The 12,146-nt window shown below is 60.5% G+C and carries 8 protein-coding genes; 5 read left to right on the top strand and 3 right to left on the bottom strand.

Translation table 11 applies throughout. The features are described 5' to 3' along the window. Positions 1 to 72: 72 nt before the first annotated feature. On the bottom strand, positions 73 to 1,269 hold the full coding sequence (locus NB311A_RS17180) for a cytochrome P450 (protein ID WP_009800053.1): 1,197 nt from the start codon (positions 1,267 to 1,269) through the stop codon (positions 73 to 75). Between the two features lie 64 nt (positions 1,270 to 1,333). Then, complete coding sequence (locus NB311A_RS17185; protein ID WP_009800054.1) at positions 1,334 to 1,543, bottom strand: ferredoxin; 210 nt, start codon at positions 1,541 to 1,543, stop codon at positions 1,334 to 1,336. Between the two features lie 359 nt (positions 1,544 to 1,902). Between NB311A_RS17185 and ppc the strand changes: the two genes are divergently transcribed. The 4 genes from ppc to NB311A_RS17205 all read left to right on the top strand — a co-directional run bounded on the left by ppc (position 1,903) and on the right by NB311A_RS17205 (position 10,636). Further along, a complete protein-coding gene (ppc, locus tag NB311A_RS17190; RefSeq protein WP_040675874.1) occupies positions 1,903 to 4,689 on the top strand; it encodes a phosphoenolpyruvate carboxylase in 2,787 nt (928 codons plus the stop codon). A gap of 33 nt (positions 4,690 to 4,722) precedes the next feature. Next, positions 4,723 to 6,072 carry an amidase gene (locus tag NB311A_RS17195; RefSeq protein ID WP_009800056.1) on the top strand — a complete coding sequence of 450 codons (1,350 nt, stop codon included), beginning with the start codon at positions 4,723 to 4,725 and terminating at the stop codon, positions 6,070 to 6,072. Positions 6,073 to 6,321: 249 nt separating this feature from the next. After that, positions 6,322 to 7,914, top strand: coding sequence for a B12-binding domain-containing radical SAM protein (locus NB311A_RS17200; RefSeq protein WP_040675803.1), 1,593 nt, complete (start codon positions 6,322 to 6,324; stop codon positions 7,912 to 7,914). A 355-nt stretch (positions 7,915 to 8,269) separates the two neighbouring features. Then, complete coding sequence (locus NB311A_RS17205; protein WP_009800058.1) at positions 8,270 to 10,636, top strand: RND family transporter; 2,367 nt, start codon at positions 8,270 to 8,272, stop codon at positions 10,634 to 10,636. A gap of 58 nt (positions 10,637 to 10,694) precedes the next feature. On the opposite strand, the gene NB311A_RS17210 is transcribed toward NB311A_RS17205, so the two are convergent. After that, positions 10,695 to 11,195, bottom strand: a complete 501-nt coding sequence (locus tag NB311A_RS17210; protein WP_009800059.1) for a hypothetical protein — start codon at positions 11,193 to 11,195, stop codon at positions 10,695 to 10,697. 674 nt (positions 11,196 to 11,869) lie between these two features. On the opposite strand from NB311A_RS17210, the gene NB311A_RS22755 reads away from it, so the two are divergent. Beyond that, a complete protein-coding gene (locus NB311A_RS22755; protein WP_040675876.1) occupies positions 11,870 to 12,142 on the top strand; it encodes a hypothetical protein in 273 nt (90 codons plus the stop codon). Positions 12,143 to 12,146 lie beyond the last annotated feature (4 nt).

Below are 12,146 nucleotides of genomic sequence, written 5' to 3' on the forward strand. Positions count from 1 at the left end.
CGGTTCGCATGAAGAAAACGCGTGAGATCGAAATCACGGAGCCACGCGCGCGATGCGGCGAAGCCGGCGGCCTTAAGTTCTTCCGAGCAGCAGCGGAAGCTGGCGCGGGCCGCGCACGCTTCCCTCGGACCACTTCACTTCCCCTGACGGATCAAGCCGGAACTCCGGAATTCGTTTGAGCCACTCCTCGATAGCAACAAGCATCTCCATGCGTGCAAGATGAGCGCCGACACAACGGTGGATACCGACGCCGAAAGCGATATGGCGGTTCTCCTTGCGGTCGATGACGATCTTGTCGGCATCGGGGAAAACGGCCGGGTCGCGGTTGGCGGCCGGGAAGGATAGCAACACCATGTTGCCGGGTTTCATCGGGCAGCCGCTCACGGTGGCTTCTTTCATGACCTCGCGCCCCGACGTGGCCGGCGCATATGCGCGCAGGAATTCCTCGACAGCGGTCGGTATCAGTTCCGGCTCGGCAATGAGACGCTCGCGATCCGCCGGCGTTTGCGCAAGGTGCCACAACGAGGAGCCGATGGCGCTCCACGTGGTGTCGATGCCGGCGACCAGCAGCAATCGCAGCGCGCCCTGGACGTGCATGTCCGTCAATGGTTGCCCGTCCTCGCCCCGCGCATTCATCAATGTCGCGATCAGGTCGTCGGTCGGGTGCTTCTTTCTCGCTTCGATCTGCTCGGCGAAATAGGCGACCATTTCGCGAACGGCCTGCATCACCGCAGCGTCATCATACAGGCCCACTTCAAGTATCTCGTGAATCCACTTTATGAAGAGATCGCCGTCCTTTTCCGGCACGCCAAGCATGATGGTGATAGCTCGGGTGGGAATGTATCTCGTGTAGCGAGCCGCCGCGTCGCAGCCTTTCTCGTTTATGAATCCGTCGATCAGTTCATTGCAGATCGTGCGTATCCTCGGCTTCAGCTTGGTCACGGCTTCTGGCGCAAATGGCGGCAGCAGGATCTGCTTGGCATGTTTGTGCGCGGGTGGGTCCGATGTGATGGGCGGCGCCGGCGGCGGCGGCTCCGGGCGGAAGTTGCGAACCACCACGCGGCGCGACGAAAAACACTCGGTGTCGTGGCAGATTTCCTTTACCGCCTCGTAGGTCGTGGGCAAGTAGACGCCCAGAAAGCGGCTGGTGTGAGCGACGGGGCATTTGGTGCGCAGGTCGTCCCAGATCGGGAAAGGATCTTCGGTCCAGCGGGGATCTGTATGGTCAAAATCGTGAACCCAGTCGGTGACGGGGGCAGGGCTGGACATCGACTTCTCCGGGAAATTGCGCTACCGTTCCGACGCCGGAGGCTGGCGCTCAAAAAGTACGATTTCATTCTTTCTCGACGGTGATAGCAATTTCCGGGCAGTTGGCCTGTGCGAGCCACGCCTTGTCTTCCAGCCCGGCTGGGATGGCGCCATTGCCGATGATCTGGGCGTTGCCTAGCTCGTCGAGTTCAAAAAGTTCTGGCGCCAGCGACTTACACCGCGCGTGTCCCTGGCATTTTTCCGGATCGACGTGGATCCTGAGCGTGCCGGACATGCAGGGTCGTCCTTTGAAATGACAGGGTGTGATCGCCCGGCAAGATAACCCCGCTTTCCGCGTCGCGCCACTCTCGTCCCGGGCTCTTTGCATTATCGGGGGATAAAGATTATATCACATTGTTTTCATTATAATATCTGCGGTTGAGATTTTGCGGCCGCCACCATGTCGGGGCGAGCATCCTCGGTTCGGACGGCCCGTTTCTTGGGTATTTCGAATGAGGAATGGCCCGATGGAGTCGCGCCATTACCGATCCGATTCATGTCCGGCCGCTCATCTTTTGTGCATCGATGGCCGGCATTTCTTGCGTCGCAGCAAGAAAATTGCGACTGAAGAACCGACTTTTCAGGAGCCGCGCGATGTCCAGTCTGTTGCCGTTACCTCGTGCAGGTCAGTTGGAGTCTGACGCCGCCGTCCTCGATGAAAGGCTGCGCAACGATATCCGGCTGCTCGGGCGTATTCTCGGCGATACCGTGCGCGATCAGGAAGGGCCGGACATGTTCGATCTGGTCGAGCGCATCCGGCAGACCTCGATCCGCTTTCACCGCGATGACGACAAGCCCGCGCGGCGCGAACTGGAAGCAATCCTCGACGGCATGTCGACGCAGGAAACTGTGCTCGTCGTCCGCGCTTTCAGCTATTTCTCGCATCTTGCCAACATCGCTGAAGATCAGAACAATATCCGCCAGATGCGCAGTCAGACCCTTGCGGGCGGGGTAGCGGACCAGGGTCGGCTGTCGCGCACGCTTGCCTGCGCGCGTGAGGCCGGGTTCAGCGGGGCTGAATTGCGAGCCTTTTTCGACAGCGCCGTGGTCAGTCCGGTGCTGACCGCTCATCCGACCGAGGTTCGCCGCAAGAGCACCATCGACCGCGAGATGGAGGTCGCCGCGCTGCTCGATCGGCGCGAACGGATGCAACTCACTCCGGACGAATACGAAGCCAGTGAGGAACAGTTGCGCCGGGCGGTGCTGACGCTATGGCACACCAATCTTTTACGGCGAACCAAGCTGACGGTGCTCGACGAAGTCGCTAACGGGCTGTCGTTTTACGACTATACGTTTCTGCGCGAGGTGCCGCGGCTGCATTGTGGGCTGGAAGATCGCTTGCGGGACGCCTCCGAGGACGGCACCGCGAACGAGTTGGCGTCGTTCCTGCGCATTGGAAGCTGGATCGGCGGCGATCGCGACGGCAATCCCTTCGTGACGGCGGACGTTATGCGCGGCACTCTCCAACGGCAGGCCTCGCGGATATTGCGTTATTATCTTGATGAACTCCACGAACTTGGTCGCGAACTGTCGCTGGCTGCGGATCTTACGGATGTCTCGCCGGAACTGCGCGTGCTGGCCGAACGATCGGCCGACAAGTCGCCGCATCGTCGCGGCGAGCCCTACCGTCTTGCGGTGTCCGGCATTTACGCGCGGCTTTCCGCCACGGCCATAAAGTTGAAAGCCGACACGCTGCGCCCGCCATACGGTGCGGCTCCGCCCTATGCGAGCGCCGCCGAATTCAGCGCCGACCTTGACGTCATCCACAGCTCGCTGACCGCGAATAATTCGGAGGTGATCGCGCGCGGGCGGCTACGCTATTTGCGCCGCGCCGCCGACTGCTTTGGTTTCCATCTCGCCTGCCTCGACTTGCGGCAGAATTCCACCGTTCATGAACGAACGATTGCCGAATTGCTCGATGCGGCCACGCCGGGCACCTCCTATCTGACCCTGGACGAGGAGGCCCGCATCGTCGTGCTGCTGCGAGAACTGCGCAGCGCGCGACCGTTGACGTCCCCGTTCATCACATACAGCGACGAGACGCTGGGCGAACTCGCGGTGTTTCATGCCGCCGCGGCGGCGCACGAAATGCTCGGTCCCGACGCGATCCCTCAATGCATCGTCTCGATGACCGAGGGCGTTTCCGACCTGCTCGAAGTCGCGTTGCTGCTTAAGGAGGCTGACCTCGTCGATCCCACGGGACACAGCGCCATCAATATCGTGCCATTGTTCGAGACCATCGAGGATTTGCAGGCCTGTGCCGGCATCATGGACAGGTTGCTGTCGCTGCCGGAATATCGCGCGCTGGTCGATAGCCGCGGCGGCTTGCAGGAGGTGATGCTCGGCTATTCCGACAGCAACAAGGACGGCGGCTTCGTCACCTCGGGTTGGGAGCTTTACAAGGCAGAGATCGGCCTGGTCGATGTGTTCGAGCGTCACGATGTGCGGCTGCGCCTGTTTCACGGCCGCGGTGGATCGGTCGGACGCGGCGGCGGGCCGAGCTACGACGCCATCCTCGCGCAGCCCGGTGGCGCCGTGAACGGCCAGATCAGGATCACCGAGCAGGGCGAAATTATCTCCAGCAAGTATTCCAACGCCGAGGTGGGCCGCAACAATCTGGAAATCCTCGCTGCTGCAACGCTGGAGGCCAGCCTGTTGCAGCCACGGCAAAGCGCGCCGAGCCTTGAATATCTCGACGCGATGGAGGCGCTTTCATCGCGCGCCTACACGGCCTACCGCAACCTAGTCTATGAGACGCCGGGTTTCGAGGACTATTTCTGGGCCTCCACCGTGATCAATGAGATTTCCACACTGAATATCGGCAGCCGGCCGGCGTCGCGCAAGAAGACGCGCAAGATCGAGGACCTGAGAGCGATTCCGTGGGTGTTCAGCTGGGCGCAATGCCGTGTGATGCTGCCGGGCTGGTACGGGTTCGGCAGCGCGACGGAGTCGTGGATAGCGGATCATCCGGACAAAGGCATGGGATTTCTGCAAGAGCTATATGCAGAGTGGCCCTTCTTCCGCATGCTGCTCTCAAACATGGACATGGTGCTCGCGAAAAGCTCGATCGCGATCGCGTCGCGCTATGCGGATCTGGTACCCGACGTGGAACTTCGCGAGGCCATCTTCGGACGCATCCGGCGCGAGTGGCACCTCACCATCGACATGCTGCTCGCCATCATGGGGCAGGAGCGGTTGCTGGCCGGTAACCCGCTGCTCGAGCGCTCGATCCGCAACCGCTTTCCGTATCTCGACCCACTCAATCATGTTCAGGTCGAACTCCTGAAGGATCATCGCGCGCAGTGCGAGGATGAGCAGGTGCTGCGAGGTATACAGATCACCATCAATGGAATTTCCGCGGGCCTGCGCAACAGCGGTTAGCATAGCGTCTATTATCCGTTTGCGAGTTCCGCCATGCCGAATCACCCGACTCTGGCCACGCTCACCGCCGATCTAGCGGCGGGCCGTACCACGGCGCGCAAGCTCGTCGACGACTGCCTTGCGAAAATCGCGGACAAAGCAGGCGAGGGTGCGCGCGTGTTCATCCAGGCCGATGCTGACGGGACGATTGCCGCAGCCGATGCCATGGATAAGCTGCGCGAGGTTAGTGCCGCGCCGTCGCCGTACGCCGGCATCCCGGTTTCGATCAAGGATCTGTTCGACGTCGAGGGACAGGTCTCGCGCGCTGGATCGCTGACGCTCAAGGATGCGCCGCCGGCCGCGAAGGACGCTCCGGTCGTGGCGCGTCTGCGCCGGGCCGGCTTCGTGGTGATCGGACGCACGAACATGACCGAATTCGCCTATTCGGGTCTGGGTATCAATCCGCACTACGGTACCCCGAAAAACCCTTGGCGGCGCGACATCGGCTATGTGCCGGGCGGGTCGTCCTCAGGGGCGGCAGTCTCGATCACAGATGGCATGGCATACGGCGCGCTTGGCACCGACACCGGCGGATCCTGCCGGATTCCGGCGGCCTATTGCGGCATTGTCGGCTACAAGCCGACCGCGCGCCGCGTTCCGCTCGATGGCGGTATTCCATTGTCCGTCACGCTGGACAGCTACGGCCCGATCGCGCGCTCGGTCGGCTGCTGCGCCGTGTTGGACGCGGTTCTGACGGGCGAACCGATCGCGCAGGTCGTGCCGCGCCCTGTAAGAGGGCTGCGGCTTGCGGTGCCGACCACGGTGATGCTGGACGATCTTAATCCCGCCGTTGCCCGAGCCTTTGAGCGCGCGCTGGACCGGCTGGCCGATGCCGGCGCCCTGATCGATCACATCGCCGTTCCCGAGTTTGGCGAGGTCGCGGCGCTGAACGTCGGGGGCGGGTTTGCCGCGGCGGAAAGCTGGGCGTGGCACCGCGCGCTGATCGCTGAAAAGGCCGAGCTATATGATCCTCGCGTCCTCAGCCGCATTCGGCGGGGCGAAAGCCTCAGCGCAGCGGATTATGTTGATCTGCTCACCATTCGCCGTCCGATCATCGCAGGTTTTGAGCGACGCGTTGCACCCTACGACGCGCTGATCGCGCCGACGGTGGCCATCACGCCGCCGGTGATGGCTGATCTGGCCGATGATGCGGCCTACGTGAAAGCCAACATGCTGTCGCTGCGCAACTGCTCGCTGATCAACATTCTTGATGGTTGCGCGATCTCGCTGCCCTGTCATCGCGAAGGCGAGCCGCCTGTGGGTTTGATGCTGGCCGCGGCCGGCGGCTCGGATCGCAGAATTTTCGAACTTGCGGCGGCTATAGAGAAGATCGTCCGCGCCTAAAATGCCTGCCGGCCCCTGTGGGCGCCTCAAGGGACCGCTGTGCGGCGCAAAGTGCGGACCGCATATCACGACATCACCATTCCAGTGGGGTCCCCCGAGGCGTCTTTCAGCGTCGCCATATTGTTGAAAAATTTGTTGCACACCTTTTCTACGGGATCGGACGTGATTGGAACCATCTTCAGCGCGAAGTGTTGAAGTGGAGCGTTAAACTGTCGAGTGCATTTGCACCGCGGTGCACGGGAAGGTGCGATGAGGGGCGTAGGACAGTATGGTATTCGACGCGTTTTATGCGTCTTTCCCCGCTATACTTCGTCGTTTGGCACGTTCGAGCACGCCTATCCGTTGACCGGCGGTGTACAAGCTTTCATGCCGCCGCAGGGGCTGTTGCTGATTGCCGCCTATCTACCCGCCGATTGGCAGGTCCGGTTTATCGACGAGAATATTCGCTTCGCCACCAACGAGGATTTCGAGTGGGCCGAGGCTGTGTTCGTCAGCGGGATGCACATCCAGCGCCAGCAAATGAATGATATCTGCCGCCGCGCCCACGCTTTCGCTCTTCCCGTCGCGCTCGGGGGCCCGTCGGTCAGCGCCTGCCCGGATTACTACCCATCCTTCGATTACCTTCACGTCGGCGAACTTGGTGACGCCACGGACCAATTGATCGAACGGCTGGCCCGCGATCCGTCGCGGCCGGACAGGCAGGTCGTGCTCAAAACCACCGACCGGCTGGCCATGGATCAATTTCCGGTTCCCGCCTACGAACTGGCAGACATCAAGCGTTATTTTCTCGGCAGCATCCAGTATTCAAGCGGTTGCCCTTATCAATGCGAGTTCTGCGACATTCCGGGCCTGTACGGACGCAATCCGCGCCTCAAGACCCCCGAGCAGATCACCCGTGAACTCGACAAGCTGTTGGAATGCGGAATCAGCGGGTCTGTCTATTTCGTTGATGACAATTTCATCGGCAACCGCAAGGCCGCGCTCGAGCTTCTGCCGCATCTGATCGAATGGCAAAAGAAGACCGGTTATGTGCTGCGCTTCTCATGCGAGGCGACGCTGAACATCGCCAAGCGCCCAGAGATACTGTCGCAAATGCGCGACGCATTCTTTGCAACGATCTTCTGCGGCATCGAGACACCCGATCCGGTCGCGCTGAAGGCGATGCATAAGGATCACAACATGATGGTTCCCATCATGGACGCGATCAGGACGTTGAACGATTACGGCATGGAGGTGGTTTCCGGAATCATTCTCGGACTGGATACGGACAAGCCTGAAACCGGACAACACTTGCTGGAGTTTATCGATCACTCCCAGATACCGCTTTTGACCATCAATCTTCTGCAAGCCTTGCCGAAGACGCCGCTGTGGGATCGTTTGAAGCGCGAGAACCGTCTGATCGAGGACGAGGGCCGCGATTCGAACATCGATTTCCGGCTGCCTTATGAACACGTCGTGGCGACCTGGCGCAACTGCATGGGCCGCGCCTACGAACCTGAAAAGCTTCTGGAGCGCTTCGAATATCAGATCCGCGAAACCTATCCAAAAAGGATCCAGCCGCGCACGCCGCAGCAGAGGTCATGGCGGAATATCAAGCTCGGCCTGACCATGCTTCGCAACATTTTCTGGAAAGTTGGCCTGCGCGGTGACTACAGGCGCGTGTTCTGGAAATTCGCGCTACGCAGGCTGGCTCGCGGCGAGATCGAATATCTTATCAGCTCGGTTCTGGTCGCCCACCACCTGATTATGTTCGCGCGCTCGGCCTCTCGCGGTAAAACCAATGCTTCCTATTATTCGTTGAAACTTCGGGAAACCGCAGGAGCCTCCGTTCCCGCGGAATAGCGATCGCTCCTGATGCCCGACTTTCAGGCTGACAGATCGAGCGGTGAGCGAGCCGCGCCGGATAGACGGGCCGATGCGTTAAGGTGGCGCCCGACGCCGGGTTGAAGGCGAACGCCTGCGACAGCCAGCGCTCCGTTCCAACGCCGGTCCGAACCGAAATCATTTTGACGTGAGCGGTGCGGATGGCAGCATAATCTGCCTTGCTTGTAGTCTATCCGGGAAACGGCTAAACGTTGCGCCCGAAAATCGACGCATGTTGTCAGGATCGAGCGGGCCGCCCAGGATTCGCGGGTCCGCTCCAGGGGTCTTTCCAGAAATTTGCTCGGCGATGGTTTCACGATAGAACGGACAGCGCATGCATGAGCGAAATCCCGATGCTGCCGATCTGATAAAGCCGGCCAAACGGTCGCTCAGCATCGCTTTCGGATTCGAGCGGATCGGGCTGACTGCGATGCGCGCGCCGGTCCTGTCCTGCATCGTTCTGCTGGCCATGGTCATCGGCGCGGTGTTCGGGATCCAACGTATCAAAATTGATGATTCGCTTAGCCAGTTGTTCCGCTCTGATACCAAAGAGTATCGCCAGTACGAGGAAGTGACCAAGCGTTTTCCGTCCACTGAATTTGATGTGCTGGTGGTGGTCGAGGGCAAGACGCTGCTCGAACGCGACAATCTCGAAAAGCTGCGCGATCTTGTCACCGATTTGCAGCTGGTCGATGGCGTGCGTGGTCTGATCTCGTTGTTCTCGGCGCGTCAGGCACCCGAACCCGGCAAGCTGCCGGCGGCGCTGTTTCCAACCGAACTGCCCCAAGGCGCCGAATACGATACGTTCATCCAGACCGTAAAGTCCAACGAGATCATTCGTGGCAAGCTGCTGTCCGAGGATGGCACGCTGGCGCTGGTCGTGCTGTCGCTGGAGCCGTCGGTCGTCGGCGACAGCAAGCTGAAAACGACCGTCGGCCAAATTCGCAAGGTCATGAGCGATGACCTCGCCGGCACCGGACTGACCAAAGAGCTGTCCGGCGTGCCGGTGATGCAGCTCGAAATCCGCAACGCCGTGGAGCGTGACGGGATTATCTACAACATTGCCGGCATTCTGGCCGGCTGTCTGATCGCGATCGTGTTCTTCCGCAAGGTATCCTTCATGGTGGTTGCGGCGTTTCCGCCGCTGCTTGCCATCCTGCTGTCATTAGGCGTGCTGGGCTGGGCGAATTTCAGCCTCAACATGTTCCTCAATGTGATGACCCCCCTCATCATGGTCATCAGTTTTTCCGATTCGATGCAGCTGACGTTCGCGGCGCGCGATCGCCTGATCGCCGGCGAGGACAAATATTCCGCCTTTCGCAATGCCGTCCTCGTGGTCGGGCCGGCCTGCGTGCTGACCCACGCCACCGCCGGAATTTCCTTCATCGCGTTACAGTTCTCCAATTCAGATCTGATTCGCAGCTTCGGTGAGGCCGGCCTGCTGGCGACGGTCATCGCGCTGCTTGCGGTGCTCTCGCTGGTTCCTGTGTTCGGGGTGCTGCTGGTGCGCAACGAACGGCGTTTCGCGGAAAAGCTCAGAACGGCGGACTGGGGTGTGCAGGTGCTGCGTCGCTTCTGCGCCTGGATCGCGGAACGGATGGTGGGACACCCCGGTTTCTTCAGCCTGCTGGCCCTTCTGGTGGTCGGAGGACTGGCCGTGGTCTACGGCAGCCTGGAGCCGCGTTACCGGCTCGCCGATCAGGTTCCGGACAAGCAGCAGGCGGTGGCGGCGAGCGGCCGTCTCGATGCCAAGCTCACCGGCGCCAATCCGATTGACGTCCTGATCGAATTTCCCAAGGGCGAGACGCTGTACTCGCCGCAGACGCTGGCCACCATCGCCGCGGTCCACAAGTTGGTGGAGGAGCAGGCCGGTGTCGGCAACGTCTGGTCGCTCGAAACGCTGCGGCGGTGGCTCGCCGAAAAGGCTGGCAGCCACGATGTCGAGACGCTCAAGGAATATGTCAGCGTCATTCCCAAGCATCTGGTACGCCGCTTCATCTCGGAGGATCAGACGGCGGTCGTGGTGTCGGGCCGCGTGCCAGACCGCGACGCGAGCCAGATTCTGCCGGTGGTGGAGAAGCTCGACCACGCGATGGATGCTGTCAGGACAGCGCATCCCGGTTATGAAATCGCCGTCACCGGCCTGTCCGCCATCGCCGCGCGCAACAGCGCCAACATGATCGAGAAGCTCAACCAGGGTCTTACGATCGAGTTCGCGCTGGTCGCGGTGTTCATTGGACTCGCATTCCGTTCGATCGTCGTGATGTTTGCCTGCATCCTGCCCGGAATTTTCCCGGTCGTGCTCTCCGGCACGGTATTATGGTCGCTCGGGGAGGGGCTGCAATTCGCCAGCGTGGTGGCGCTCACGGTGTCGTTCGGCCTCGGGCTGAGTGCGACCATCCACTTCCTCAATCGCCTGCGATCCGAGAGCCAGCCGGGGGTGGGCGCCGGCAAGGCGGTCGAGCGTGCGACCGTGCTGATGGGACCGGCGCTGATCCTCACCACCGTGGTGCTGGCCTGCGGTCTGGTCGTGACAGTGTTTTCGGATTTGCCGTCGCTGCGCCTGTTTGGCTGGCTCAGCGCTTTCGCCATGGTCGCCGCCTTGGTGGCCGACTTCCTGATCCTGCGCCCGACGGCGATGTGGCTGATCACCTTTGCCGAGCGTTTGCAGGGCAGCAGCCAGGCGAAACCGGCGAATTAAGCAGGCCCGCAGGCAAAGCATATGCTGCCGGCCGTGGAAGCCGATTTTCGAATAATTTTCAGCGGCGTACCATGGTGATGGAAACGTTTCGGATTTCGCCTTTGGACGTGATCCAGACTGATTGCCGTTTGCTACGGGTGCGAATCGTGAGATTTGCGGCAAAGCCGGCGGCTTGCACGAACACCTCGATCTGGCCACCTCCCGCGCGGCCGCGCAGGGAGCCGAACAGATTGCGGCTGGCCTCGCTCCATTGCCCCGTAATCTCACTGCCGTGGCTGACAACGTCGCTGGAGAGATCAAACTTGTAGCTGTCACTGGCGCAACGCAGGTTCTGGTTCAGGGCCATGCCTGTGCGGTCCACTCTGTAGGATGCCTTGCAGCGAATCTTCTCTTTCGATCCGTCGGACAGAGTGACCGTGCCTTTTCCAGACCAGTTTCCCGCGAAGCCTTCAAACGGAGTGGACTGGGCGAAGCTGGTGGGGGCGGACAATGCGAGGCCTGCGACAAGGCCGGCTGCGATAGCCGATTTCCGAATCAGCCTGTTGGCAAACGGGTTCATGTGCCGCTCCTGTCAAAAAGCGTTTTGGCAATGACTCTCGTGCTCATCTATCCCTTTAGTCTTGCCGTGCCTCACGAGGTTCTGGCCTTCAGAGTATAGCCAATATCGTCCTGGGTATCTGCCTCGAACTCGCCCCGTGAAGCCGCAAATTATGTCGACCGTCACCAAACTGAGCTGATCGCACTTGACCGACCATCGGCGAACCTGTCACCTGTGAACGGGGCCGGCTCGATGTTTGGTGCTAGCGTTTTCCAGCGAAGCGGACACCGGTTCGCGGGAAGAAAACGCGTCAGATCAAAATATAGAGTCCCGCCTCTGATTCAATCAGAAGCGGAAAAGCTCTCCAGTTGATTATTTCAGGCATGTTAGAAATTATCATTTGAAAAACTTTTGAGCGGCAGCGGTCGCCCGGCGGTCGCCGCAATTTTAGCCGCATTCGCAGCGTTTTGGTATTAGGATGTGCTCAGGGATGCCCAGGTTGATCGTGATCGCCGTGTACCGCATCAGACAGACTTTGGCAGCGTCGGCACGTCTGTATTCCCTTGCGAACTCTTTCAATATGGTATCGATAAAGAGCTCGTGGCGTGATCACCCTCCAACGTTTTGAAAAGCCTGTCATCCGGTATGACCCGTGTGCAGGATCGAATTCTCCCCCGTTGCAGTGAAGGATTATGATGTCCAAAATTTTACTATCATTCGCCCTCCTTTTATCATTCGGCTCGACCGTGGCGATGGCGCAGGTCCGGGGGCAACCGTATCGCGGGCCGGTCCAAGGGCAACCGCACAGCGGGACCGAAGCGGAACACCGCGCGTGCGCCCGGGACGTCAGCCGTTTCTGCCGCGCAGTAATGGATCAGGGCGATTTCACGGTTCTCGCATGCTTGCAGCAAAATCGTCCGAGGATTTCAAAGACGTGTAACCAGGTTCTTGTGAGCCATGGCCAGTAAAACA

The organism is Nitrobacter sp. Nb-311A, from assembly GCF_000152905.1.
GTDB lineage: Bacteria > Pseudomonadota > Alphaproteobacteria > Rhizobiales > Xanthobacteraceae > Nitrobacter.